This is a genomic window from Mesotoga infera, assembly GCF_900157305.1.
GTDB lineage: Bacteria > Thermotogota > Thermotogae > Petrotogales > Kosmotogaceae > Mesotoga > Mesotoga infera.
Genome location: NZ_LS974202.1, coordinates 1,270,528 through 1,296,513 on the forward strand (window position 1 = coordinate 1,270,528; position 25,986 = coordinate 1,296,513).

Sequence of the window (25,986 nt, forward strand, 5' to 3'; positions counted from 1 at the left end):
GAGGTTGAGATGAAAGGTAAGAAGTGGGTTCCCTGGGCCTTTCTTGCGTTACCGTTGGCAATGTATTCTATATGGGTCATCTACCCAGTAGGTAGAACGCTCTTTTTAAGTTTCACCAATTGGGATGGAGTTTCCAGAACAATGAGGTTTGTTGGGCTGGAAAATTTCAAAGAGCTCTTCAACGATCCTTATTTCATCACTTCGTTAATAAACAACTTCAAATGGCTAATAGGATTTGCTCTCATATGTGTTCCAGCCGGCCTGGGAGTTGCTTTGCTTCTAGATCAGAAGTTTAAGGGAAACAAAGTTTACAAGACTCTAGTTTATCTTCCGATGACTCTCTCTTTTGTTGTTATAGGACAGATATGGTCATGGATATTTGAGCCGCGCAGCGGAGCTCTAAACAGTTTTCTGGCCCTTTTTGGAATTAAAGGAATTAGCTGGCTTAGTGATCCATCTATCGTTACTTACTCCCTTATCATGGCTGCCTCCTGGAGGCAAATTTCCTATGCGATGGTTCTTTATCTTGCCGGATTAAAGGGTGTTCCGCATGAACTAGTGGAAGCAGCCACAGTAGACGGCGCGGGTTCATGGAGGCGTTTCTGGAACGTAGTTCTTCCAATGCTAAGACCCGCAACCGTGGTTGCCGTAACCGTGAGTATTATCGACTCTCTCAGGGCTTTCGATATCGTGTATGTTCTTACAAGGGGAGGACCGTTCTATTCTTCATCCGTGATGGCAAATTATATGTATATAAAGGCCTTCAATAACTATCGAATGGGCTACGGTTCTTCAATAGCTACTATTCAATTTCTTATAACTCTTGGATTCATAATCTTCTATATGAGAAATGTTCTTAAGAGGGAGGCGGAGCGAGAATGAAGAAGACACTGTTCTATCTTTTTGCTACAATTCTCGTTCTCATCTGGCTTATGCCTTTCGTAATTTCCGCTTTCACTTCCCTGAAGAGCATGGATGAGCTGATGCTCGAAAAAAAGTGGTGGTTTCCTCCTAAAGAGATTAGACTGGAGAATTACTCAACAGCCTGGGACGATGCAAACATGGGTAGATACTTTATTAATACCTTTATCATTACTGTCCCTTCGGTTCTCGGCGCGCTCTTCCTTTCGAGCTTGGGAGCCTTTGCTCTGGCATGGTACGATTTCAGGTTCTCGAAAGTGGTGTTGATGGTATTTGTTGGAGGAATGCTGATTCCCTTTCAGATGTTGCTTATTCCGGTATATAGACTATCTATTTCGATGGGCATTTATGATAGATATCTTGGTGTGATACTATTCCACATGGCATTTCAACTGGGTTTTTGCACTTTTTTCTTGCGCAACTTCATGAAGACAATACCTGCAAGTATTTTTGATGCTGCAATGATAGACGGTGCTAACCACTTCATGATCTATCGCAGAATCGTCCTTCCGCTTGTGATTCCTGCTATGGCTGCGCTCGGAATCCTCGAGTTCACGTGGATATGGAACGATTATCTATGGTCTCTTATTCTCATTCAGAGCGACAAGTTCAAACCGGTCACCCTAGGTCTGGTTAATCTTCAAGGACAGTGGATAAGCAGCTGGAATGTAATGGCAGCGGGGTCTATAATTGCAGCGGTAGTGCCTCTAGTGGTCTTTCTGCTATTCCAGAGGTATTTTATAGAAGGACTTACAGTTGGGAGTGTTAAAGGTTGAATTGGTTTGGAGCGGCATATTACCCAGAACATTGGCCTCGAGAGAGGTGGAAAGAAGATGCCAGGATGATGGCTTATCTTGGCATAAATGTTGTACGAATTGGCGAATTCTCGTGGAGTGTAGTAGAGAAAAGTCCGGGAGATATTGATTTCTCTCTTCTAGATGAAGCCATTGAGGTTATCTACTCAGAAGGAATAAGAGTGATCATGGGAACTCCTACATGCACTCCCCCCCCGTGGCTGGTCAAACGTTATCCCGAAATACTTCAGGTTGATAGAGACGGACTTACCATCAATGCTGGAAGCAGGAGACACTATTGTTTCAACTCTCAAGTCTACCGGGAAGAGACGATCAGAATTGTGAAAGCCTATGTAGAACACTATGGAAGAGATCCCAGGGTGATCGCCTGGCAGGCAGATAATGAATATGGTTGCCATAACTCGACAGTCTGTTATTGTGAAAACTGTGCGATAGCTTTTAGAGAATGGTTAAAAAAAAGGTATGGCACTCTGGATAGACTTAATCAACGTTGGGGAACTGTATTCTGGAGCCAGGTATATCGGGATTGGGATGAGATCGATCCCCCAAGAAGAAGTCTGTCTTCTCCTAATCCCTCTCTCATGCTTGATTACAGGCGCTTCTCGTCTGATTCGGTGCTAGAGTATCATATCTTGCAGAGAGATATAATAAAGAAAGGATCTCGAGCGCCATTAACGCATAATTTCATGGTTAATTTCACCGAAATAGACTACAAAAAGATGGCCGAGAAGGTGGATTTCGTTTCTTGGGATAATTACGTAATGACAGATTACGATCCCGATCTTCAGGCATTGAATCACGACCTCATGAGATCGTTGAAAAAGTCGTCCTTTCTTGTAATGGAGCAGCAGCCTGGAAGGGTCAACTGGAGAGTTGTGAACGAGGCCTATCCTCCAGAGCAGATGGCTTTCTGGATTAAGCAATCAATGGCTCATGGGGCTTTTGGCTCTCTTGTTTTTAGATTCAGGCAACTACCGTTTGGTGCAGAGCAGTTCCATAGCGGTCTACTCAATTATGATGGCTCAACAACCGAAAGGGCAAAAGCTTTTGCAGAGACAGTTAAGGAACTGAGAAACTGGAAAATCGATAGACTAAAGAAAGAGGCCGCGATTTACATTGATTATGAGAATTTCTGGATAGGTGAGACCGATAATCTCAATGGAAACTTCAATCTCTTACAGGACGGTATTCTTCCACTTTATAAGACTATCAGAAGCTTCGGATACAATGTCGATTTCCTCTTTCCCGGAGATTCGCCATCCGGTTACTCCTTTGTATGTATTCCATCGGCTTTTAAACTTGATCCAGAATTTCTCGAAGCTCTTCAGGAGTTCGAAGGAAAGATATTTATCACAGCAATGACCTCACAGAAAGACGAAAATAATAACGTCCGTCTTCAGGATAACGACAGTTTTAAAAGATTAACGGGAATTAGAATCATTGATGCAGCGGGTATTAAAAACCCGGTTAGGATTTCCTTTGGGAAAGACGAATACATCGGAGGCTTTGTAATCGAAGCTCTCGAGTTGACTGATGGTTGCGAAGAAATGGCCGTTTATCTAGAAGGTCCCTTCAAGGGAAAACCGGCTATTGTAAAGAAAGGTAGATGCTATTACTTAAGTACAGTAGGAGACATAGAACTCTTCAAAGAGCTATTTGAGCTAGCGGGAATCAAGAGAATGGCCAATGGATCTGCCAGAGTCTTAAGAACTGAATCTAATATGGTTCTACTAAATCCTTTTCCGTACAACATCAGAATTCTGATCGATGGAGTAGTTCATAACCTTAGAGAATACGAAGTAAAAGTGGTTCTTCCTCAGCGTATATGAAAGAACAGAGATGAGGAAAAACTGCAATCACTATCTCAGAGGGACTCTTCATATGGCTAGTCTTGCTGCAACAAATAGCTCTAAATGGATGAAAAGATACTACGACAATAAAAAGAGCGAGGGCAAGAGCTCTGCTAATGCCCTCCGTGCATTGGCGAACACCATCCTCAAAATCGCCTTCGCCATGCTTAGGGATTTGACTCCCTACTCAGAAGAGAAATTCCTCAAGAGGAATCCTCCTTCTGATTATACTCCTTCTAGAAAGGAGAGAAAACAGAAACCTAAGCGCTCGCTGAAAGTATCTTCAGTAGCTACCTGCCGATCTACTGCTTGATCCTTTCTGTCTGCCTTTTTTATTTCTGTTGACATAGTAGAAGCCATTCGTCCAGAAGCGTGGACCCGTCCTTGGAGAAAGTGAAAGAGCGGTTCCTCGTTCCGACGCTTCGTGCACGGGTTCAAGACAGAGGAAAGACCAGGATGCCGGATCATGTCCGGCATGACGGGAAGGGGAGTAAAGGCCGCGAAAATGGGGACTGACGGGATCCCGACGTCTGTCCCCGTTTTTCGCGAAGAACGGGATCCTGACTTGGAGCACGTCAGGATGACGTGAGGGCGCTATCATCCCGTACCCCGATCCGGGACTCCTTAGAAAACCATCGAGTAGGAGAGGGGCGGAGCCCCTCGTCCTCTCACAGAACCGTGCGTACGGGCCTCGTACACGGCTCATGGATCGAGTATCGGATACTTCGACAGGGGATGATAGTACGATGTCATATCGAATAAGTTCATCTCTTCAAAGAACCTGTTGGGAATGGCGTAATTGACTGCTTTTGTGTGAGAAGAGCGCCATTTGTTCATTCTCAAATTGACTTTCTCTTCCCATCCAGCCCTTCTAAGGACTCTGTTCAGTTTCTTTGTGCTCTTCCACTGGTGTAGTATGATGGCTCTAAGCCTTCTCCTTATCCAGCTCAAAAGCCCTCTCAAGGTAGATTGTAAGTCTACTATCCTGAAATAGCTGGCAAATCCTCTCAACAGTGGATTTAGCTCTTTCACTATTTCCTTTACCGGTGTGCTCTGGTTCCTTCTTGTAAGTCCCTTGACCTTTCCCTTGAACCTTTTCAATCTGGATTTCTCTATCCCAACTCTCTCGCCTTTTATTTCGAAGCCAAGAAAGTGAAAGCCCTCCTCCAGTGTTGTGATTCTCGTCTTGTTTCTGTTGACCTTGAGCTTCATGTCAATCTCCAGTATGTTGATCGCGATTGCCAGAAACTCTCGGGCTTCTTCCTGGGTTTTCGAGAAGATTAATATGTCGTCTGCATATCTGACTATCCTTATTCCTCTGGCTTTCATCTTCTGGTCGAACTCGTCCAGGTAGATGTTCGCCAGCAGGGGACTTATTACACTACCCTGTGGACTGCCAGTTTCTGTTGCCTTCCAGACTCCATCTTCCATTACTCCGCTCTTCAGCATTGCGCGTATGAGTTTGAGTATCTTTCCATCACTCACTCTCTCTGCTACGGAGTCTATTATCTTCTCATGATCCAGAGTGTCGAAACATTTGCTCAGGTCAAGTTCCACTACATTGCACAGACCGTATTTGGATGCAAAAGCTTTCGCCTTCTCCACCGCCTGCCAGGCATTTCTTCCCTTTCTGTAACCGTAACTGGAGGGATGGAATCTTTCCTCGAATATAGGTTCCAGTATCTCCTTGAGAGATTGTTGTACCACCCTGTCTCTCACAGCAGGTATTCCCAATTGCCTTGTTTTACCATCTGCTTTTGGGATTTCTACTCTCCTGAGTGGCATGGGCATGTACTCACCGCTCTTGATTTCTTCGGATAATCTCTCGATTTCTTCGAGGAGTTTCTCCCCGAATGATTTTACGGTTACTCCGTCTATCCCAGGAGCTCCTCTGTTGGAGTTTACCCTGTGATAGGCTTTCAATAGGTTCTTCTTCGAATAGACTTTGTCGATTAGACTGTAATACTTCATCTCTTTCTCCTGCATGCTCCCTTCCAACAGCTCCAGCCTCAGATATTGTTGCGACAATTAATGACTGGCTTCTCTACCCTCCCGGGAATATGTACCTTGTCTTTAACTGTCTGACCTAAGTCTCTTCACTGTCTTCCGATCACATTTCTTCGATCCTTCTCCCCTTCGCAAGTGATGGAGCCTTTCGACCTCATCATCACCCCCTTGGCTTATAGCCAAGGTCCCTTCTCCTTTCGGAGAGGTTCTTCACTACTACGGGTTCATCTGCCATCCTCCTGAGCTTTCCCTTAACTTGGATCTCCTCCTTGCTAACGGTTACCCCTTTCGGACTCATGAGGACTTCCCCGGGTAAGATACACCACTTTCATCCGAATCCTGCCATCCGAACCTTTACAGCTGGAGTCAGGGCTTTCCCTTATCTCGCAGGGTTACCCTCTGTAACGGCCATCTCTGGTTCACTTTCGTTCAGTTCCGGACTTTGCCTCGGGCTTCCTTCAGATTCACCGTTACCAGTGACACCCTTGCCTCTGGCTAATGCTTCTTTGACTCCCCACATTCGGGTCTTTCACCCTATAGTTGTGTACCATGCCGGGCGCACGTGATTCTGAGTCAAGCTCAGAATGACGGGGAGGGAGTAAGACTGTTATCCCGTAATACCCCACTAATGTCATCCCGTAATGATCCTATACGGGATCTCGCTCTTCTCGTTCGTCTCTAAAAAGAGGTAAGAGGGGGAGAGGTCAGAGGTAAGAAAATCAAAATCCCGCTCTTCTCGCCTCACACCTCTACCCTCTCACCTCTGGTTCCGCTCTCTCTAAGGACCGGAGATGCCGGATCAGGTCCGGCATGACGGGAGGGGTTGTCATCCCGGACCCCGACCAGGGATCCACTCCTTAGAAAACCGTGATTCTGAGTCAGGCTCAGAATGACGGGAAGGAGGAAAATCGTGATTCTGAGTCAAGCTCAGAATGACGGGAAGAGAGTAAGGCCGTCATCCGGGGTCGGAGCCCGGGATGACAGTATAGAAACACAAAGTGATGACGGGATCGGGGCGTTACGCGATGACGGTGCGGCGCGCGGGACAACAGTGCGGGAGATTTCGTGGGTACGTGAAGAAGTGGCGCGTCCACCTCTCTGGTTCTAGGTTTTAATTCCTCCCCCGGGCCTTCAACTCGCCCACTACTTCGAGACCGGCGTCGCTTCCTGTGTCTTTAAAAACAGGTCGGCCGTTTTCGTACAGCTCGATAGAGATCTCCGATGTCAGAGTCTCGTTGATTCTCCCTCTCATGCTGCCGCGAACCGGCGACAGGAGGGACGCCCCTCCGGTTCTACGCGCGAAAACCTTCAGGAGGAAGCGCGACATGGCGATCTCTACGCGCACCGCGTCGCTGGAGACTTCGACAGTGCGAATTCTGGCCATTTTATAGGTTGTAAAGCGAAGAAGTTCGCCATCGCGCAGCAGACCGCACAGAAAGCCGGTGAAGCTCCTTCCAAGCCAGGGAATTCTCGCCACCGAAAGCATGAACGAAACGCCCGGTTCGCTGAAGCTGTTGCTTTGCATCCATATCCAGGCTTGCGGGAAGGATCTTCCCCAGTCCTTTTCGATATAACCCCTGCCACCGGTGAAGTCCCATCTTTGACCGTTAACCTCAAGCTGGCCTTCGAGAAGGTGGTCCATACTCACGACTCCGTGGTAGCACTCCATGAAGGGCACGAATGTGAAAGGTCCCATGATGCCCGGGGAAAGAAGACTCGAGGGCCATTTGAAGGATTCGAGAAACCTTACTTCCCCGCGTATGCGGTTTTCTGGACTCGCCAGGTCCAGCGAGATGCTCTCCGAGGAGAAGCGGCTCCCTCCAAGGTGTAGGTCGAAACGCTTCTTGTCGTAGCGGAATCGGTCGAAATCGTAAATGAAGTTGTCCGACCTCATCTCTTTCCCGAAGAGAAACTGAATGAAGGCGTGGGGCTTTTCCGCCTTCCCGGCAAGTGATACTCCCGGTATCACGGCGCACGATCTCTTTCTCTCTCGATCAATGAGCTTGAAATACCAGCCCTCGAAGAAATTCCCCTTTTTCGACTCGCCGTGATAAAGTGATGGATTGAAGACCGGTCTCAAGCTCATATTATTCCCCCTCCACGATATAATTATTTTACATAACTCATGTGCAAAGAAGAGGCGTTGGGTACAGTTGTCTGGACTGACAGTGTATCGAAATGCTAATATTTATAACGATAATACATTGCGAGAAGACACGACAGATGGAGAAGGAGGAGAAAATGGGTAGTAAAGTTCATTCTAGAGTGGAATTCGAAAACACGTTCAAAGGCACGGGAAAGTGCGACAACGGGCATACGGTGCCGATTGGATCGGGAGGTGCCGCCCCGTATGATCTTCTCACCATGGCCCTTTCCTCCTGTCTCTACTCGACTTTTCTCGATATCATGGCCAAGAAGAAGATAGAATTTTCAGGCGCCGAGATCGACGTCTCGGGCGAAAAGCGCGATGAAGTACCCACGACCCTGAAATATTGCAAAGTCACCGCCAGAGTGAGAAACGTGGCATCAAACAGCAGGGCCGGGGTGGAAAAGTCCTTCGAACTGGCTACCAAATACTGTTCTGTTTACCAGACATTATCGAAAGTTTCTCAGATGGACTGGGAAGTGATCTTCGAGTGAAAGGCGATCGGACAGGCCAAAAAGTGGAAAAGGCGGGATTACAATGAAAAGTATGGGTGAGATGCTTCTCTCAACAGGGGGCGGCTCCGAGATAGTGATAGGCAATACGGCCATCGTCAGGGCGATGCTCGAGGCGGGGGTGAGGGTTGCCACTTCATATCCCGGTTCGCCCACTCCCGAGATAGCAAGCGCGATAGCCTCTATTCCAAGAGAGAGAAATCCGATGTATTTCGAATTTTCGGTGAACGAGAAGGTGGCTACCGAGGTGGCCTTTGGCGCTTCTATCAACGGGCATCTGTCGTGCGTTTTTTTCAAGAGCGTCGGGCTTAACGTCGCCGCCGATACCTTCGTGCAACTGTCCATGATGGAACTGATAGGGGGCATGGTGATCGTTCTTGGTGACGATCCCGGAGCCAACTCCTCGCAGAACGAACAGGACAACAGGCATTACGCGCATCTTTCTTACACCCCTGTCTTCGAACCGGCCACACCTTCGGAAGTCTACGTGATGTTCAAACAGGCCGCCGAGCTTTCCAAGAAATTGAGAATGCCCGTCATCGTGAGGCTTTCGACCCACGTCTGCCACGCGAAAGAGAAGGTTGACTTCGGGCCGATGCCCGCTCACGAGCACGGCAACAAACCGCTCTTCAGCATGGAAAACGGCCCCTACATACCGATAGCGGCCGATGCCCTGAAAATGAAGAGGCGAGCCCTCCACAAGTTCTGGGCGCTTAAGGACCTGGTTGAAGAGCTTCCAGTCAACATTCTTGAGGACAATTCAAGCGAAAGAGGCGTGATAACGGCCGGGGCGCCGTACCTTTCCCTCATGGACGTGCTGGAAGAGGTTGAAGACAAACCAGACGTCCTGAAGCTGGGCATAGTTCATCCGCTGCCGAAAAACAGGATCTTACAGTTTCTGAAGGCTCACAAAGAAGTGAAGATCCTCGAAGAGCTCGACGATCTTCTCGAGAGGGAGATAAAGGCCTTCGCTTACGACAACGGGCTCTCAACAAGGATACTGGGTAAAGGAGATCTCGAAGACTGGATAGGGGAGTACACGCCCGATAAAGTGAGGGAGGTGCTTTCAAAGTGCTGGCCGGACACCTTCAAGCCCGTGAATGAGCCGGACAGCCCTGTAAAGCTAAACGCGCGACCGGCCCAGATGTGTCCCGGCTGCGGACACCGTTCGGCCTTTCATGCGATTAAGCTGGCCTTGAAAGATACAGACATAACGGTGGCCGATATAGGCTGCCACACGCTGGGTTATCTCGAACCGTACAGGGTAGGACAGGTTTTGCTTTGCATGGGCCATTCCACCGGTACGGCTGCCGGTCTTTCGATGTTCAACGATTCCCGAAGGGTGGTCGCCTTCCTGGGCGATTCCACCTTCTTCCACGCGGGCCTGCCCGGAATAGTGAACGCCGTTTTCAACAAACACAACCTCACCCTTATAATCATGGAAAACGGAACCACGGCGATGACCGGTCACCAGGACCATCCGGCCGTGGGCCGCAACTTCAATGATGTATCGCGAAAGATACCCGTCAGGCAGGTGCTGGAGGGTCTCGGCGTAAACAACATCCGCGAGATAGACACTTACAACCAGGCCGGCTTGAAGGAGTACGTCGAAGCGGCGCTCGAAGAGGAGGGCTTCAAGGTAATCATCGCCAAGCACCCCTGCATGTTGAAGTTCACCAGGGAGATGCGCAAAAAGGGAAAGAAACTGCCCCGACCGGTCAAGGTTGGTGAGAAGTGCAACCTCAAGTACGTCTGCGTCGGCCGGTTCGCCTGTCCCAGTTACCAGATAGCCGACGGCGGCAAAGTGTGGGTGCAGGAAGATCTGTGCATCGGAGACCGTTCCTGTGTCCAGACATGTCCATCGCAGGCTATAGAGCCGGTGGAGTGAGGTGAAGAGATGAACAAATTCGATATATATCTGGCAGGTGTCGGAGGTCAGGGGATCGGTCTTCTCAGCGAGACGCTCGCCCGGGCCGTCGATTATTCGGGGCAGCGAGTGATAGGCGCCGATACGCACGGTCTCGCCCAGAGGGGTGGCATGGTCTCTTCTCACCTTAGAATAGGCACAGGCGCCCATTCCGTGCTTATAACCAGATACAGCGCCGATCTTGTGGTGGCTCTGGAAAGGCACGAAGCCCTCAGGGGAACGCTCGATTACCTCAAAGACGGCGGAACGCTGGTCTATTACGATGCCGTATGGCAGCCCCTGGATGTGAGACTGCGCAGAGCGGCCCAGGTCAGGAACGAAGATATAGAGGCGGAGGCCGCCAGAAAAAAGGCGAAGGTGCTGAGAGTCTTCAAGGAGGACCTTGCAGACTCGAGGATGCAGAACGTGATAGTAATGGCCGAACTCTCGAAGGCGAAACTAATACCGGGCGTGGAGAAGGAACACTACATAGCGGCTTTGTCCGACCTCCTGAGTGGCCGGGCACTGGAAGTCAACCTCAAGGCCTTCGAGGAAGTCTCCGGATGAGTGACGGAGGTTGACCGGTGGCCTTCGATGTAGCAGTGATAGGAGCCATAGGCATAGACACCAACGTCTATCTCTACACCGACGAAGTCGATTTCTCGGTGGAAGCCAATTTCAGCCAGAACCTCGACTATATAGGCCAGGCGGGCGGTTACTCCTGCAGGGGTTTCAAAAAACTCGGCTACAATGTGGCCTTCGTCGGTTATGTGGGCGACGATTACTCGGGAAGATACATACGCGAAAGTCTCGAGAAGGACGGCATAGACACTTACTTTGGAATCGATCCGGAAGGTACAAAGCGAAGTGTCAATATAATGTACGGGGACGGCCGCCGTAAAAACTTCTACGACGGTAAGGGCTCGATGCAACTCAGGCCCGACCTGCTCGCCATCGGAGAGTACCTGGCCGGCACAAGGCTGGTACATATAAACATAGTCAACTGGACGAGGTATTTGTTGCCGCTGTTCAAGAAAGAGAACACGCTCGTCTCCGTCGATATACAGGACGTAGTCTCGGCCGACGATCCGTACAGACAGGACTATATAAAGGCCGCCGATGTCCTCTTCTTTTCGGCCGTGAATTTCCCCGATCCGGCGCCTCTGATCGAGAGGTTCATGGAGATCAGGAGCGACAGGATAGTGATCTGCGGGATGGGGAAGAGGGGTTGCGCGCTCGGGACAAAAACGGGGATAAGCTATTACCGGGCCGTGGAGCTTGAAGAGCCCGTGATAGATACCAACGGCGCCGGAGACAGTCTGGCGGTCGGCTTCCTTTCCAGCCACTTTTTACAGGGCTTCTCGCTCGAAGAGTCTATCCTCCGCGGCCAGATAGCCGCCAGGTACTGCTGCTCCAGAAAGGCGACCTCGAGCGACCTCATAACACGCGAACTGCTGGACAGATATTATATCGAAAAGCGTAAATTAGAGTGACTGTCGGGACCGGCCTGAGATAGGTCAAAAAAACTCTTCTTGCTACAATTTTTCTTCCTTACAAGCCTCGACAAGAGATGAATTCTCCTGTCCGGCAGGCCGCTGGTCCTAACTCACCTGTAGGAGGGCGTCTTCTTAGTCTTTTTCTAGTCACCCAAACCGGGTTTTATAATGAAGAAGTCTTCTTTCCAATAATAGATGGGGCAGATTTCTTCCGGCGAATCAAAAAGATTGCCTGAGCCAACTACTGTACCATTGAATTCAGTTCCTCCACAACCACATTCCATACACTCGACCAGATACAAATCTAGACCATGTCCCGAGTTGTTATAGAAAACGTTGTTTATTAATGTTACCAACGAAGCATTATTCAACAGCACCCCATTTTCCATGTTCCCCGTAATCGTGTTGCCGATCAGTGATCCGGTAGCTGTGCCATTTATCGCGGCTCCTATGGTGTTCTTATTGAAAGCGCTGTTTTTTATCGTGAATTTTACCCCGTTCGAGAGACTAACACCTGTGCCTGTTCTCTCAAAGGTCGTCCTTTCCACTTCAAGGTTTGTTTCGCCGTAGGAGTATATTCCCGCCAGATGGGTGCTAAGGTGCTCATCGTTCCCCATTCCAGCCAGAGAAGTGATGTATGAATCGACTATACTCAGTGTCATTCCGTTACCGCTGAAAGATACCCCGAATCTTCCTCCGGCGATAAGTGAGTTAACTATTTTACCGGTGGATCTGGAAACATTTACCGCAAGTCCTTCCGTCTCCACAGAGATATTTGCCAGTGAAAAATTGGAAACCCCTTTAAAGAAGACAGTCGGGCTTTCGATAGACGCGGCCTTTATAAACACTTCATCTCTTGAAGTTCCTTCTAGAGTGATGTTTTTGTTTATCGTTATGTTCTCGTTGTATATACCCGGAAGTATTTTTACTGTGTCACCCTCACTAGCGGCATCTATTGCGAGCTGAATCTTCTCGTACTGCCCAACCGACGGTCCAACAGTCAGAACTTTTCCGGCCGCTATAAGCAGAGAAAACGTGCATAAAAAAATCGATAAAAATATCCTTCTCAATGATTTGCTCATCATGCTCCCAACTCCTTGCATAAGAATTAATTATGGTGTCTCGAAAAGGAGCGAGTCAAAGTATTCAATGATGGCGCCGTTGAACTAAAACTAGAGGAGAGATCTAAAGAGATGTTACCATAAGATGCCGAGAAAAAGGAACTCACGGTGTACTATCTCTTGGTCTGGTCAACAAGCTAATAGTCTTTTCATCACCTGAGGATCGACACAAGATCTCTGGCACCGAAGATGGCAGAGACCTGTGAAGGATTCGAGCGTACTCTTCCACAGCCCATGTGATTCCAGCCAGTTCTAAGGCCACATATTCGAGAATAACAGGCCTATACCGGTTGTTGATATAAACGGAAAGGAGGGTCTAAGTGCAAAAAATACCGTGCGGCTAACAACTGGACCGAAAAGCTTCATTCAATGAGGCGCGAACCAATAGAGAGAATAAATTCTATGTTTGAAATTATTTTGGTTGACATTATCAACCATTTAGCGATATAATATTGGTTGACAGAATCAACTATACTAAAAGGGGCAATTATGAATGGAAAAGCGAATAGATGAAATACGTGATTTGATTCAGGAAATAGCCTGGCGCTTCGGAGACCATGAATTCAACGGAGAGTGCTGTGGAGGTCTGACGTTTGTAGAATTCATGGCGTTGAAAAAGATTAATGAGAGTGAATACCTGTCGATCCAGGAGGTGGGAAAAGCCTTAAATTTTACAAAGAGCGGAGCGACACGACTGGTAAACCGTTTGCAGGCGAAGAAATACATCAAGCGCGAGCGATCCAGCAAAGATGGGAGGGTTTGCTGCATCACTTTGTCGAGTGAAGGAAGAAACGCTCTGAATACAATCGCCGGGAAATATGGCGAATATCTTGAGAAAGTGCTGAAAGAGCTCGATCAAGAGCAGATAGAACTTCTGGGAAGGATACTGCAACTTCTAGCAAACATCACCAAAAGAGAATAATTCGTCTAATTGGACCACAGACTATCACGGAAGAAGGCAGATATACTTGAATAGTTTGGCGAATACTTTTAAATACTTTTTCACAATTCTAGCAGAGTTATCTTTGCTGTTCCTCGGCGTCAGCACGCTTGTGGCGTTGCTGCTGATGTACCTTCCCAAAGAGCGGATAAGAACCTGGATGTCCAAGAAGGGATTGTTGAGTTACTTAATAGGAGCGATTTTTGGCGCTTTAACTCCCTTCTGTGTGTGTTCAACCATCCCCGTGACTCTCGGATTGCTTGAAGCGGGGGTCCCTTTTGGTGCGGTAATGTCGTTCTTGATAGCATCTCCCCTTTTGAATCCGATCATACTCACTATGCTTGGAAGCCTCGCGGGGCTTAAGACTGCTCTGGTGTACTTCTCCATAGTATTCACGGCTGCCATCGCGTTTGGAATAATCCTTGAGAAGACCGGGGCATCAAGATACGTGAAGAATGTCCGAATAAAAGGAAAGGGAAATAGATCTGATGAAATCACAGGAAATTTCGGAACCAAAGTTAAGCTTTCTTTTATTAAAGCCTGGGAAGATTTCAGGGCGATCTTGATTTATCTCCTAATTGGTGTGGCTATCGGGGCGATAGTTTATGAATACATACCTGAAGGTTTTGTGTTTATGTACGCCGGGCCCGCCAATCCTTTTGCCGTCCCGGTGGCGGCAGTGATCGGCATACCTCTTTATATTCGCGCGGAGACCGCCATTCCAATCGCAGTATCACTGATGCAAAAAGGTATGAGTGTCGGAGCGTCGATGGCTTTGATCATCGGTGGTGCGGGAATGGCGATACCAGAGATGAGCATGCTTGCGAGTATTTTCAAGAAAAAGTTTGTCGTGATATTTATTGGGGTTATCTTCGCGACCGCCGTGGCTGGCGGCTATATGTTCGATATTTTGCTATAGATACAGTTCAGATTCGATACTGAATAGGAGGTGCTTGAAATGAAAGAAGGAGACGGGAAACGAATAATTAGCGCTTTTGCGAAAATGAAAAAGAGCAAGGGCAAGTCGTGCTGTTGTGACTTTCAACTTGAGGAGATACCCGAGAAGAACGGAACGCGACCGGAGGACTCCTCTGCAGAGTCGAATTGCTGCGAAAAAAGCGGAGAGCCGGAAAAATAATAGTCGGGGTTTGCCGAATGCCATTCGGCAAACCCTTTTTTATGAGCCCTAGAATCCAATATAGAACATATAGAAGCCAAGAAGAAGAATCAGCGATCCCATAACTATTTTAAGGACGTTGCTTATTCTGCCGTAATTCTTGCTTGCCGAGAGCTTTTGCACAAAGCCAATCGAAGTGCCGGCTAAAACCGCGAGAATACCATGTCCTATCGAGTACAGGAGCAGCAATAGTATTCCCCAAAGAACGCTTCCCTTTCCCGCAACTATGGCTAGCAGGACGATCAACACAGGGGTGGAACAGGGAGAAGAGAAGATTCCTGCGAGAATACCCGCCACGAATGCTCCGAAAAACCCTTTTTTGGTATTTTTAGAGATCAAGTAGCTTGATGGAATTATCTCGAAAAGGCCCCAAGTCTGCAAAGCCATGACCACCATCAAAACACCGAGGGCTATGTACCACCAGGATGTCGATGTACCGATCAGTCTTCCGGCAAGAGAGGCTGTCACACCCAGAACCGTGAATGTTACCGCCGCGCCAATTGCAAAGACTATCGAAAGCAAAAATGCCCGCTTTGTGCTCCTCTGACCCGTGCCTCCGACATAACCGACCACGAGCGGGATGCCTGAAAGCGCGCAGGGAGTGAGCGATGTCAGAATTCCCGCCACAAGTGCCAGCAAGGGGGCCAGCCAACCACTGCTGGCTATCAAATTCGATAGGCCTTCTAGAATACCGGTCATCTGCTTACCCCCATATCGGCCAAAATCGCTCGCATTTGTTCCTCGGTCAATCCGCCTTGGTGGGTGGTGAAAATATGTTGATTGTTTTCTTTTAAGGCGTACATCGTGAACTCAATGTCCATTTTGGCGCTGGGAACGTACGGAGTTCCATCTGAGTTTATAAGTATCTGCGTCGGTATCACCTGAACGGGGAATCCATTGGCTGCCTGTCGGTTTTTCCAAACATCTACGAATTTAATGATTGCTTTGCCACGCATTTCAGAGTTCAGAGTCTTCAGCACAGGCGCCATCTCTTTGCATGGAATACACGAATCGGCCCCGAAATCAATTATGATAGGAAGGCCGTACGCTTTTAATACATCCAGCTCGATTGAAGTCGCTTCAAGAGTGAAATTGACATCGCTGTACACCTTGTCAGAGTCATTTGGATTCGTACCAGCCGCCATATCAGACGTATCGAAATTTGAGTTGACATTCTTCATAAACCATATAGCGGCAACCGCAATCACTATACAGACTGGCACGATAATTCTAATGAGTTTTTTCTTGTTCATCAAAATCGATTTCCTCCACAGTATAAGTTATTTGTTTTAAGTGATCAAAACCGGACGAAGACAAACACAAATAACGAATTAAAGATGAATTGGCGAAAAGACCGGCTATCGTTATCGGAGGAATATCCTCTCTATACTCAGATATATCCCCAGGATTATGAAAACAGTGCCCGTGGCAGTTCGTGCCCAGTACTCGAACTGGCTCATCCGCTTGAACATGGTGGCCACCAGCTTCGCGCTGACCGCTATTCCAAAGGCGACGATTATCACGGGCAGCCCTGTGCCGACGCCGTATATGGCCGGTATCAACAGCCTCGACTGCTCGCTGACTGCCAGGGGAATCACGCTTCCGAAGAACAGCGCCGCCGATACCGGGCAGAAGGTCAGGGCGAAAAGCGAGCCTAAGGCGAAGGCGCCAAAAATGCCCTTGCTTTTGATCCTTTCCTGAGACCGGCTGTCCAGATTTCTGCCACGGTTTTTGAAGCTGAGCATCTCAAGCAGAAACATACCCACGATTATCATAATCGGTCCGATCAACTTGCCCATGTATTTTTGAAGGATCCTCGATAGCCATGGGGCGGCGGTCAGGCTCGATACGAGTATGGCGCCGATCACGACGTAGGTCAGGACTCTGCCGAGCGTGTAAACTATCCCGGCGGCCATAGATTTCGCGGGACTGCCTATATTTCTACTTATGAAGGAGACGGCCGCTATATTGGTGGTGAGGGGACAGGGGCTTATCGAGGTCAATATTCCAAACCACAGCGCCGATGCGAGAGAGAGAACGAAACCATCCATTCAGTTCACCTCCAGAAAGGAAGCTACTTCGTCCCGGACGTACTGGATGTACTCTTCCCCTTTTTCGGAAAGATCCCAGGCCTTCCAGAGCTCTTTCCATTCACCGGCTTCGTTGTTCTTGTAGCTTTGAATCACCAGGGTGTTGTACATGATGATATACTCATCAACATAATGATAATTTTCCGGGAGATCTATATTCACCACTTGCCATCTCAGCGTACCGTCCTCTACCCGTGAGGAGAAATAGGTCTCGAGAACCTTTTTCGCGTTAGACTCCATATCCAGACAGGTCTGGCAACGGATGGTCCCGTGGAAGTAATAGAGAGTTACATAATCTTTTGGCAATGCCGGATCTCCAGAATCGGTCGAACCGGCTTCAGGCTTTTGAACCACAGAGCTGAGTCTTATCTCATCGTACACAAAATAGGCGACGCTAACGACAACGAAGAGCAGTAAAGAGAATGTGGCCAGCTTCTTCAAATTCACTTTTCACCCCCAGCGTGACTTTCAAAAGAGATATTCCCGTGTTTTAGATTCGTTTTCGGCTATCGCGGCATGATCAGAGCGTGAACTCCATGCTGTTTGACTCGCCCGTGGATCCCATATCGTAACCTTCACCCAGCGCCAGCACCACCGACAGCTCGGCGGGAAGACCGGCCTTGGCTATCTTCTCGATCGTCGCTTTTCGATCGTATTCAACTCTCAAAAACTCGTATGAAAGACTGCCCCGATTTACATCGACTAACAGGTAACAGGCCCGCCAATCTCCGTCTTTCGGTCTGCCCACACTACCGTCGTTGAACAAAAGCTTCCCCTTTATCCAGCGGACCATCGGCAAATGAGTGTGACCGTTCACTACCACATCGCTCCCGGCTTTCTCGAGAAGCCTCTCCAATCTCTCGGGGGGAGTCGTTGGTTTTACGTATTCGAGAAGATGCTCCAGCGGGCTTCCATGAACCAGAAGAAAGCTCACACCCTCATCTTCGAACTCGATCGTGTGTGGCAGTCGGCGCAGGTACTCTTTAGACGTATCGGAAGTGTTGGCTATGGACCATTTTATAGACTCATCGCCCACACGCGTCTCCCTTCCGGGGTTGTAAGCGCAGCCGCAGCTCTCCTTTTCAAAGCCGATGGCGTCATCGTAGTTGCCCATTATCGTTGGAATACCCAGCTCCCTTATCTTGCCGACGACCTCTTCCGGCTGCGGACCGTAACCGACGAGATCGCCAAGACAGTAACACCTGTCGATTCCTCTTTTCTCCATATCTTCCAGCACGGCTTGGAGAGCCTCCAAATTTCCATGTATATCTGAAAAGAAGGCCAGCCTCATTTTGGATCACCACATTTTTTACGTCGCTCTCTCCTGATGATTCCGTAAGTTTCCACCGCAAGTTCGATAACCTCCTCGACGAAAGAAGGGATCTCCCGCAGGCTGTAGTATCTCCATCTCCCGTCCTTCCGCACGCTGATCAGCCCCGAATCGGTCAGCGCTTTCAGGTGCCTCGAAACGGTCGGTTGTGGTGATTCGAGCAGATCTTCGAACTCACAGACGCAGAGCTCTTCGTATAGCCTTATGAGCGCGAGTATCTTCAGATTCGTCGAGTCGGAAAGGCTTTTCATGACTTCAACGAGATCGACTTCAAGGGCTTTCAAGACTTCGTTCCTCCCCTCGAGAATTCGAAGAGCTCTCTCTTTTTCTTCATTATAGCCACCAGCGAAAGCATAACAGGCACTTCAACCAAAACCCCGACGACCGTGGCGAGTGCCGCGCCGGAATCCATGCCGAAGAGTATGAGGGCCACCGCTATCGAGAGTTCAAAGAAATTGGATGCCCCTATAAAAGTGGATGGGGCGGCCTCTGCGTAATCTATCTTAAAACGCTTCACGGCGAAGTAGCCTATGTAAAAGATGAGATAGGTCTGTATCATTAGTGGAAGGGCTATCAGCAATATGTGGAGAGGGTTGTCGATTATAGTTTTGCCCTGGAACATGAAGACCAGCACGAGTGTCAACAGAAGTCCGACCTTCGTGAAGGGGTCGAATTTCGGAATGAAACTTTCATTCAGGTACTTCTCCCCCTTAGACCTCGTCACCAGGCGCCGAGTAATGACCGCCAGGACCAGCGGGATAGCGACATAAAAGACGACCGACCAGAAAATCGTGGAGAATGGCACGGGAAATCCCGTGGATACGCCAATCAGAAGCTTCCCCATCGGGGCGAAGAGAAAGAGAATAAAGAGATCGTTTATGGCCACCTGAACCAGCGCGTAATTTATGTTGCCGCCGGCAAGATAAGTCCACACAAGCACCATGGCCGTGCAGGGAGCCAGTCCGAGCAGTATCATACCCGCGACATATTCATTTCCCAATCCGGTGGAAATCAGAGGGCCGAAAATCACTTTTATGAATATCCAGGAGATCAGCGCCATCGTGAACGGCTTTATCGCCCAGTTGACAATAAGCGTTACCAGCAGGGGCCTCGAGTTTTTTCGGACGTTGACGATCTCCCTGAACTCTATCTTGAGCATTATCGGGAACATCATGAAGAGAAGAACAATAGCCACCGGAATCGACACGTTTGCTATCTGCCAGTTCCCAAGCGTATCGGCGAGCCCCGGAAGAACGTTGCCCAGCAGAGCCCCCAGGACCATCGCGGCTGCCACCCAGACCGAGAGATACTTGCTGAATACATCGAGCTTCTGTTCCGACATCTTTTCCTCCATCATATTCATATATTCGAATATATGAATATGATATACGCCTATTGTTTTGCCTTTTTTCCACTTGTGTTAAATCTAATGATTCATAGTTGCACAAGTATGCAACAAGTGATATTATCCTGATGGTAAAGATGAAAGCTTTCGATATGAAAAACGAGGAGGGGAACAATGATGAGTATCGGTATTCTCCCTTGTCAGGGAAGCAGCAACACAGGCATGATGACCAATAAGGTAACGCTGAATAAGGTGGATGGGAAAGAATTCAAAACGGTATGCGCTTTAGGATTACCTCTTGGGATCGAAGGAATAATAAAGAACGCGAAGAGCAACGAAGGGTTTGTAGCGCTCAACGGCTGTCCAATAAAGTGCGCTTCGAAGGCATTGCTGAGCGTTGGCATAGATGATTTTAAGGAAATCACTGTGACCGACCTGGGAATACAAAAGAACGGAAACATGAAAGATGAGACGGGAATCGAAAAACTCAGCGATAAATTGGATGAAGTTGTTGAAAGCCTCAGGAAAATCCAATGAAGAGAGAAGTTCTAATATATAAGGCACTTTCCTGCGAATGGAGGATCAAGTTGCTGGAAGAATTGTCCGGAACGACCAAGTGCTCCTGCGAGCTGGATCATCTCTTTCCGGTTGACAAGACAACGCTATCCCGGCACATTAAGATGCTTGTTGATTGTGGTTTGTTGAGAGAAACCAAGAATGGCACTCGAAAAGAATTGTGCATTTCTGACGAGAGGATACTTGATGTAATTAAGCTGGTAAAAGATATAGCTTCAACCGGAGAGTGATGATAATTGTACAGCGTTTTTATATATACTTTGACCGGTGCTCTTCTGCTAATCTCTCTCGTTGTGAGCCGTAAAAAGACGCTGCTCGCCCTGAAGAAGGCATGGAAGTCCTTCGAGAACATACTGCCTGAACTCATCGCAATTATGCTCTTCGTCGGGCTTTTAATCGCCCTGCTCGATCCCGGGACTATATCGGCGTTGCTCGGAGACAACTCGGGGGTTCTCGGGCTCCTGATCGCCTCGGTGGTTGGATCCATAACGCTCATACCGGGCTTTGTAGCCTTCCCGATGGCCGCCATGCTTCTCAACAACGGCGCCGGGATAACCCAGATCGCGCTGTTCATTTCAACGTTAATGATGGTGGGCGTGGTCACCTTTCCGGTCGAGAGAAAGTATTTCGGAACGAAACTCACCGTTCTGAGAAATGCCTTCGCCTTCGCTTTCTCATTCGTGGTGGCCGGACTGATGGGGGCGATCTTGAAATGAAGGGCAGAAGGTATCTCTTTCCGTTGATAGTGGCCGTCGTGGTCGCGATTTTCACGCTCGTCGATAATCAGACAGGACTTAAAGCTTTAAGCATAACCGGTTCAAGCTTTCTTGAAATGCTCTCGGTCATTCCGCCCATATTTGTGCTTCTGGGGCTTCTGGATGTCTGGGTACCGCGCGAGAAGATAATAAAACATCTGGGAGAGGAGTCGGGCTTCAAGGGCATCGTTCTATCTTTCGTTCTCGGCGCGGCCGCGGCCGGTCCACTCTACGGCGCCTTCCCAATCGCGGCCGTCTTCATGAAGAAGGGCGTCAAGTTTTCAAACGTTTTGATTTTCATAGGCGCCTGGTCGACGACTAAAATTCCAATGTTCATGTTCGAAATGGGCGCTCTGGGTGTTGGATTCGCCCTGCTGAGGCTGGCGATAAACATCCCGGGCATACTCGTGATGGCCTTGCTTCTGGAGAAGATGACCGGCAAGGATCAGCGGGAAGCCATCTATATGCGAGCGAATAAACTCAGCGAATAAATCTGGAGGTGCCCCGGAATGGAAGGAAATCTTAAGAGAGAATTGACAAAATTCGGACTTTTAGCGGCGGGCTTTCTGGCTTTTTATTTCTTGCCCTTCTCGGAGAAGTACGTGCAGGAAGCCATAATCAGCGGTTTCACGATGCTCGGCTCTTATGCCAGGGAACACGTGCTTTTCTGTCTCGTTCCCGCGTTCTTCATAGCCGGCACGATAACCGTGTTCATACGCAAGGACGCGATACTCAAGCTGCTTGGACCGGGCGCTAGAAAGATAATATCATACCCGGTGGCGGCCGTGTCGGGTGGAATTCTCGCCGTCTGTTCCTGCACGATACTGCCGCTCTTCGGCGGGATATACAAGCGCGGAGCCGGCCTCGGCCCGGCCGTTGCCTTCCTCTTCAGCGGCCCGGCCATTAACGTGGCGGCCATATTTCTCACCGGCAACGCGATAGGCTGGGAAATGGCGATAATCAGGATGGTCGCCGCGTCGATTTCGGCGGTTTTCATAGGGCTAATAATGCAAAGCATCTTCAAAGAAAAAGGTTCAGGTGGCTTCGCGATGCAGGAATCGGGCGAGCAGATTTCCTGGCAGGAGGCCGTGGGCTTTCTCGCCCTGCAGATGACTTTCCTGATAGTCGGCGGCCTTAAGATAGACCCGATCGTCAAGGCTTCTATAATGATCGTTTCGGCCGTGGCGGTCTTCATCATGGCGATTCGTTTCAAGAGAGAGATGAGAAACTCCTGGATTGGCGAGACCTGGGACTTCGCCAAGAAGATACTCCCGTATCTCTTCTTCGGGGTTTTTGTGGCAGGCATAATATCCAGCGCGCTTCCTAAGAGTCTTGTAGAATCTCTTCTCGGCGGAAACAGACTTGGCTCGACTCTATTCGCTTCTGTTTTCGGTGCGGTGATGTACTTCGCGACACTAACGGAAGTTCCAATAGTCCAATCCCTAATGTCCCTCGGAATGGGAAAGGGGCCAGCTCTGGCTCTATTCCTGGCCGGCAACTCTCTCAGCCTGCCCAGCATGATAGTGATAACGAGGTTACTGGGAAGGAAGAAGGCCTTCACTTATTTCGGACTTGTGGTTGCATTTGCGACCATATGGGGATATATATACGGAAACTTAATTTAATAGGAGGTTAGATCATGAAGGTGGAGATTTTTGGCTCTGGTTGCCCCAGATGCAAGCAAACGGAAAAGGTGATGAAGATGGCGGTCGAAGAGCTTGGCACGAACGCGACCGTGGAAAAAGTGACGGATATGATGGTTATGATGGAAAAGGGAATAATATCGACCCCGGCGGTGGCGATCGACGGAGAGATAGTCCTCTCAGGGAAAATTCCTTCGCTGGAGGAAGCCAAGAAGCTCCTGAAAAACCGCCTTTGAAATGCCTTAATTAACTCTCGGCTCCCTGGCCGGGCGTGGATTGAGCCCGGGTAATATCGTTTTTTCAGGGTTTGACAATATCGGTGCGTGAACCGGCACATCCGGTTATCTCCAAATGTTATTCACCGTTCCGCGGTCTGTCGGAACGGGGCTTCTATTGTTACCCTGCCCGGGCGATATTCAGGCTATAATTGAAAGACATACCCGATGAACGCCGCCGGGGTTTCCGGCGTCTCAGATCTTGTATCACGCGTAATCACTATACTTCTCAGGGGGTCGATTGTATGATTGGCATAATCGTCGATTCTGGCTGCGATCTTCCAGAAGCGATCAAAGAAAAGACAAATGTGAGGGTCATTCCGCTCAAGGTAGTTCTCGAGGGAAAAGAATACAGAGACAACATAGATATCACCACCGAACAGCTGCTGGAATTCATGGAGAACAAATTTCCCAAAACTTCGCTTCCCGGTTATAACGATATCGGGCAGGCCTTTGAGAGCCTTTATAAAGAAGGAGTGAAAGAGATAGTCTTCGTCGGGATCTCAAGCGGGCTCAGTGGAACTCTGGGTCTCGTGAAAAGATTCTCCGAGGATTTTATAAAGAACAATCCCGACTCGAAAGTACATATAGTCGATTCGAAGAATATTTCGATCGCCTCCGGGCTGGTCGCCATGAGGGGCGTTGAGCTATCGGAGCAGGGCGCAACCTTCGACGAAGTTGTCCTTGCCGTCGAAGAGGCCGTGAAAAAATCCAAAGTCTTCTTCTGCATACCCGTTCTCAAGTATCTCAAAGCCGGCGGGAGAATAGGGAAAGTGAGCGCCACCATCGGCGACATACTCGACCTTAAGCCGGTGATAACGGTGGGAGAGGACGGAATCTACCACAGCGTCTCAAAGGATCGTGGAATGAGGCGGGCCGTGAACACCACCGTAAGAAAGCTTCTCGAATACATATCCGGGAAAAAGGCCAGGTTCGTGGCCGCCTATACCTCCGACAGGAGCGAGAAGTCTCTCGAATATTTCCGCACGATAGTGGAAACTCTGGAGAGCCAGGGGATAAAGAACATCATCACTGGCCAGATCTCCCAGTCACTCGTGGCTCACACCGGACCGGGTTTGATAGGCGTGGCGGCTCTGGTCGAATAAAGCCGCGCGCCACGAAAACACCGGGCGGAAAGACCCACGACCATTTGGCAGGGAGCGATACCGGATTCAAAACTTTCATCCCGTGAATGACTCCCATATTGTCATCCCGTGTCATCCCGTGTCATCCCGTAGTGCTCCTATACTGTCATCCCGGGCTCCGACCCGGGATCTACTCCTTAGAAAACCGTGATTCTGAGTCAAGCTCAGAATGACGGGAAGGGAGGAAAGACCGCAAAAATGGGGACTGACGGGCTCCTGACTAGGAGCATGTCAGGATGACCTGAAGGGGCTGTCATCCCGTAATGATCCTATACGGGATCTCGCTCAGAAGAGCCGTCCTTCGTTGTTCGTCCCAGATCATGGACCCGTCCTTCGTGAGAGCGTTAGGAGCATTTCCTCGACATTACGCATCCAGAACGCCCCCATCCTGTCATCCCGGGCTCCGACCCGGGATCCACTCTTTAGAAAACCGTGATTCTGAGTCAAGCTCAAAATGACGGGAAGGGAGGAAAGACCGCGAAAATGGGGACTGACGGGCTCCTGACGTCTGTCCCCGTTTTTCGAAGAACGGGATCCTGACTAGGAGCATGTCAGGATGACCTGAAGGGGCTGTCATCCCGTAATGATCCTATACGGGATCTCGCTCAGAAGAGCCGTCCTTCGTTGTTCGTCCCAGATCATGGACCCGTCCTTCGTGAGAGCATTGGGAGCAATTCCTCGACATTACGCATCCAGAACGTCCCTATCCTGTCATCCCGTAATGAACCTATACTGTCATCCCGGGCTCCGACCCGGGATCTACTCCTTAGAAAACCGTGATTCTGAGTCAAGCTCAGAATGACGAGAAGGAGGAAAGACCGCGATAATGGGGATTGACGGGCTCCTGACGTCTGTCCCCGTTTTTCGCGAAGAACGGGCATGACATGAGGGAAGAAGAATGTGATTCTGGCTAGGAACATGCCAGAATGACGGGAAGGGAGTAAGACTGTCATCCCGTGTCATCCCGTAATGCTCTTATACGGGATCTCACTCTTCTCGCTCTTTCGAAGGACGGGTTCACGCTTCGGGACGCCGGACGATGGACGGTTCTTCTCGCTCTTCTCGCTCTCTCCAAGGACGGGTTCACGCTCCGGCCATCACTTAACTTTGACAGTAAGAAGTCTGAAAACAGCCACACAATGGGGAAAATGAAAAGAAAAACAGACGTACCACCACAGTGGTCTTATCTTTAGTACTTTGAAGGCGTCGTAAGCCGTAAGAGTTGCCCATCATTTCAGTCCTTGCAAGAAAGCGTTTGTCTCATATCGTTATCCCCACCGCCCTTATCTCTTTCAAGTCTTCAAGTATTTCTACGTAAGAGAAAGGACTTCCAATCTCTTTCAGTTTTCTGCATAAGGCAGTCCCCATCACAAGAGCAAGGAAACAGATCTATGTGTCCCTTCACCCTCGCGCCTGTGCAATGGTATATAGGACGTAGATCGATTCAGCTCTTCAGTTCCCTGAAGGCCGGGTAATCTTGAAGCATAAAAAATAATAGTCTAGACTATTATAGTCTAGACTATTATTCCGATGATTTCCGGGTATTCTCCTTGAAAAACTTGCAAAGAAGCTCTCTGACTTGCTGGATGAAACCATTTTAGGGCAGGCTCCTCAGGACAGGCTATTACGGGATGACAGTCCTTCTTTCTTTCCGTCATGCCGGACTACGATCCGGCATCCCGCTCTTACGCACAACGCATAACACACCACCCACCACGCCTCTTAAGAGCACACATCGCTCGCGGCCCTGGCCATGTTCTTCTCCGACCACGAAAGCTGCTACGAGCTGCTGGGTATCTACAAAAAGAAAGTAAGCAAGATCGCCTGAGAAATACCGCAGACTCGAAAAAAAGCCGGAGGACAGTCTCTCCGGTCTTTTACTGGACTTTCGCATGAGTGCATCGGAGACCACCATTCCAATGAGGAAACCTCTTAT

28 protein-coding genes and 1 pseudogene are annotated in these 25,986 nt (G+C 49.1%); 17 read left to right on the top strand and 12 right to left on the bottom strand.

The window, feature by feature from the left end; genetic code table 11:
* Positions 1-9: 9 nt before the first annotated feature.
* The 4 genes from MESINF_RS05740 to MESINF_RS05755 are packed head-to-tail and all read left to right on the top strand — an operon-like array spanning position 10 to position 3,899.
* Positions 10-882 carry a carbohydrate ABC transporter permease gene (locus tag MESINF_RS05740; RefSeq protein WP_169698936.1) on the top strand — a complete coding sequence of 291 codons (873 nt, stop codon included), beginning with the start codon at positions 10-12 and terminating at the stop codon, positions 880-882.
* Complete coding sequence (locus MESINF_RS05745) at positions 879-1,697, top strand: carbohydrate ABC transporter permease (protein ID WP_169698937.1); 819 nt, start codon at positions 879-881, stop codon at positions 1,695-1,697. Before MESINF_RS05740 ends, MESINF_RS05745 begins: the two co-directional genes overlap by 4 nt.
* On the top strand, positions 1,694-3,565 hold the full coding sequence (locus MESINF_RS05750; protein ID WP_169698938.1) for a beta-galactosidase: 1,872 nt from the start codon (positions 1,694-1,696) through the stop codon (positions 3,563-3,565). The genes MESINF_RS05745 and MESINF_RS05750 overlap by 4 nt, the downstream gene beginning before the upstream one ends.
* A gap of 52 nt (positions 3,566-3,617) precedes the next feature.
* Positions 3,618-3,899: a hypothetical protein gene (locus MESINF_RS05755; RefSeq protein ID WP_231936885.1), complete on the top strand. Its 282-nt coding sequence runs from the start codon at positions 3,618-3,620 to the stop codon at positions 3,897-3,899.
* Positions 3,900-4,288: 389 nt separating this feature from the next.
* Here the strand turns inward: MESINF_RS05755 and ltrA are convergent, their stop codons facing one another.
* From ltrA to MESINF_RS05770, 3 genes are all read right to left on the bottom strand, one after another.
* Complete coding sequence (gene ltrA / locus MESINF_RS05760) at positions 4,289-5,557, bottom strand: group II intron reverse transcriptase/maturase (RefSeq protein ID WP_169700841.1); 1,269 nt, start codon at positions 5,555-5,557, stop codon at positions 4,289-4,291.
* A gap of 196 nt (positions 5,558-5,753) precedes the next feature.
* The gene (locus MESINF_RS05765; protein WP_169698557.1) at positions 5,754-5,891 is read right to left on the bottom strand and encodes a hypothetical protein; all 138 of its coding nucleotides are present in this window, start codon (positions 5,889-5,891) and stop codon (positions 5,754-5,756) included.
* An 813-nt stretch (positions 5,892-6,704) separates the two neighbouring features.
* On the bottom strand, positions 6,705-7,679 hold the full coding sequence (locus tag MESINF_RS05770; RefSeq protein ID WP_169698939.1) for a tocopherol cyclase family protein: 975 nt from the start codon (positions 7,677-7,679) through the stop codon (positions 6,705-6,707).
* Positions 7,680-7,834: 155 nt separating this feature from the next.
* On the opposite strand from MESINF_RS05770, the gene MESINF_RS05775 reads away from it, so the two are divergent.
* From MESINF_RS05775 to MESINF_RS05790, 4 genes are read left to right on the top strand one after another with little or no spacing between them, the layout of a single operon-like run.
* The gene (locus tag MESINF_RS05775; RefSeq protein ID WP_169698940.1) at positions 7,835-8,233 is read left to right on the top strand and encodes an OsmC family protein; all 399 of its coding nucleotides are present in this window, start codon (positions 7,835-7,837) and stop codon (positions 8,231-8,233) included.
* 43 nt (positions 8,234-8,276) lie between these two features.
* Positions 8,277-10,139: a thiamine pyrophosphate-dependent enzyme gene (locus MESINF_RS05780; protein WP_169698941.1), complete on the top strand. Its 1,863-nt coding sequence runs from the start codon at positions 8,277-8,279 to the stop codon at positions 10,137-10,139.
* A 9-nt stretch (positions 10,140-10,148) separates the two neighbouring features.
* On the top strand, positions 10,149-10,724 hold the full coding sequence (locus tag MESINF_RS05785; protein ID WP_169698942.1) for a 2-oxoacid:acceptor oxidoreductase family protein: 576 nt from the start codon (positions 10,149-10,151) through the stop codon (positions 10,722-10,724).
* A gap of 17 nt (positions 10,725-10,741) precedes the next feature.
* Positions 10,742-11,650 carry a carbohydrate kinase family protein gene (locus tag MESINF_RS05790; protein WP_169698943.1) on the top strand — a complete coding sequence of 303 codons (909 nt, stop codon included), beginning with the start codon at positions 10,742-10,744 and terminating at the stop codon, positions 11,648-11,650.
* A 146-nt stretch (positions 11,651-11,796) separates the two neighbouring features.
* Here the strand turns inward: MESINF_RS05790 and MESINF_RS05795 are convergent, their stop codons facing one another.
* The gene (locus tag MESINF_RS05795; RefSeq protein ID WP_169698944.1) at positions 11,797-12,738 is read right to left on the bottom strand and encodes a right-handed parallel beta-helix repeat-containing protein; all 942 of its coding nucleotides are present in this window, start codon (positions 12,736-12,738) and stop codon (positions 11,797-11,799) included.
* Between the two features lie 529 nt (positions 12,739-13,267).
* Here MESINF_RS05795 and MESINF_RS05800 point away from each other — a divergent pair.
* The gene (locus tag MESINF_RS05800; RefSeq protein ID WP_169698945.1) at positions 13,268-13,696 is read left to right on the top strand and encodes a MarR family winged helix-turn-helix transcriptional regulator; all 429 of its coding nucleotides are present in this window, start codon (positions 13,268-13,270) and stop codon (positions 13,694-13,696) included.
* Between the two features lie 103 nt (positions 13,697-13,799).
* The gene (locus MESINF_RS05805; protein ID WP_197712713.1) at positions 13,800-14,633 is read left to right on the top strand and encodes a permease; all 834 of its coding nucleotides are present in this window, start codon (positions 13,800-13,802) and stop codon (positions 14,631-14,633) included.
* 267 nt (positions 14,634-14,900) lie between these two features.
* On the opposite strand, the gene MESINF_RS05810 is transcribed toward MESINF_RS05805, so the two are convergent.
* The 7 genes from MESINF_RS05810 to arsB all read right to left on the bottom strand — a co-directional run bounded on the left by MESINF_RS05810 (position 14,901) and on the right by arsB (position 19,653).
* Positions 14,901-15,590 carry a cytochrome c biogenesis protein CcdA gene (locus tag MESINF_RS05810; protein ID WP_169698947.1) on the bottom strand — a complete coding sequence of 230 codons (690 nt, stop codon included), beginning with the start codon at positions 15,588-15,590 and terminating at the stop codon, positions 14,901-14,903.
* A complete protein-coding gene (locus tag MESINF_RS05815) occupies positions 15,587-16,144 on the bottom strand; it encodes a thioredoxin family protein (protein WP_169700876.1) in 558 nt (185 codons plus the stop codon). Before MESINF_RS05815 ends, MESINF_RS05810 begins: the two co-directional genes overlap by 4 nt.
* Positions 16,145-16,255: 111 nt before the next feature.
* On the bottom strand, positions 16,256-16,942 hold the full coding sequence (locus MESINF_RS05820; RefSeq protein ID WP_169698948.1) for an aromatic aminobenezylarsenical efflux permease ArsG family transporter: 687 nt from the start codon (positions 16,940-16,942) through the stop codon (positions 16,256-16,258).
* Entirely contained in the window at positions 16,943-17,428 is a 486-nt protein-coding gene (locus MESINF_RS05825; protein WP_169698949.1) for a nitrophenyl compound nitroreductase subunit ArsF family protein, read from the bottom strand.
* A 73-nt stretch (positions 17,429-17,501) separates the two neighbouring features.
* Positions 17,502-18,272: a metallophosphoesterase family protein gene (locus tag MESINF_RS05830; RefSeq protein WP_169698950.1), complete on the bottom strand. Its 771-nt coding sequence runs from the start codon at positions 18,270-18,272 to the stop codon at positions 17,502-17,504.
* Positions 18,269-18,595 carry an ArsR/SmtB family transcription factor gene (locus MESINF_RS05835; protein WP_169698951.1) on the bottom strand — a complete coding sequence of 109 codons (327 nt, stop codon included), beginning with the start codon at positions 18,593-18,595 and terminating at the stop codon, positions 18,269-18,271. Before MESINF_RS05835 ends, MESINF_RS05830 begins: the two co-directional genes overlap by 4 nt.
* Positions 18,592-19,653 (bottom strand): ACR3 family arsenite efflux transporter, encoded by a 1,062-nt coding sequence (gene arsB, locus MESINF_RS05840; protein ID WP_197712715.1) that lies wholly within the window; start codon positions 19,651-19,653, stop codon positions 18,592-18,594. Before arsB ends, MESINF_RS05835 begins: the two co-directional genes overlap by 4 nt.
* Positions 19,654-19,830: 177 nt before the next feature.
* On the opposite strand from arsB, the gene MESINF_RS05845 reads away from it, so the two are divergent.
* From MESINF_RS05845 to MESINF_RS05875, 7 genes are all read left to right on the top strand, one after another.
* Entirely contained in the window at positions 19,831-20,193 is a 363-nt protein-coding gene (locus tag MESINF_RS05845; RefSeq protein WP_169698952.1) for a putative zinc-binding protein, read from the top strand.
* Between the two features lie 50 nt (positions 20,194-20,243).
* Complete coding sequence (locus MESINF_RS05850) at positions 20,244-20,462, top strand: ArsR/SmtB family transcription factor (RefSeq protein ID WP_231936886.1); 219 nt, start codon at positions 20,244-20,246, stop codon at positions 20,460-20,462.
* A gap of 6 nt (positions 20,463-20,468) precedes the next feature.
* Entirely contained in the window at positions 20,469-20,948 is a 480-nt protein-coding gene (locus MESINF_RS05855; RefSeq protein ID WP_169698954.1) for a permease, read from the top strand.
* Positions 20,945-21,478 carry a permease gene (locus tag MESINF_RS05860; protein WP_169698955.1) on the top strand — a complete coding sequence of 178 codons (534 nt, stop codon included), beginning with the start codon at positions 20,945-20,947 and terminating at the stop codon, positions 21,476-21,478. The genes MESINF_RS05855 and MESINF_RS05860 overlap by 4 nt, the downstream gene beginning before the upstream one ends.
* 18 nt (positions 21,479-21,496) lie before the next feature.
* Positions 21,497-22,612 carry a permease gene (locus MESINF_RS05865; protein ID WP_169698956.1) on the top strand — a complete coding sequence of 372 codons (1,116 nt, stop codon included), beginning with the start codon at positions 21,497-21,499 and terminating at the stop codon, positions 22,610-22,612.
* A 14-nt stretch (positions 22,613-22,626) separates the two neighbouring features.
* Positions 22,627-22,866, top strand: coding sequence for a thioredoxin family protein (locus MESINF_RS05870; protein WP_169698957.1), 240 nt, complete (start codon positions 22,627-22,629; stop codon positions 22,864-22,866).
* Between the two features lie 284 nt (positions 22,867-23,150).
* Entirely contained in the window at positions 23,151-24,011 is an 861-nt protein-coding gene (locus tag MESINF_RS05875) for a DegV family protein (protein ID WP_169698958.1), read from the top strand.
* Between the two features lie 1,136 nt (positions 24,012-25,147).
* Here MESINF_RS05875 and MESINF_RS13815 read toward each other — a convergent pair.
* Positions 25,148-25,518: pseudogene (locus MESINF_RS13815) on the bottom strand (hypothetical protein); the annotation flags it as partial.
* Positions 25,519-25,986 lie beyond the last annotated feature (468 nt).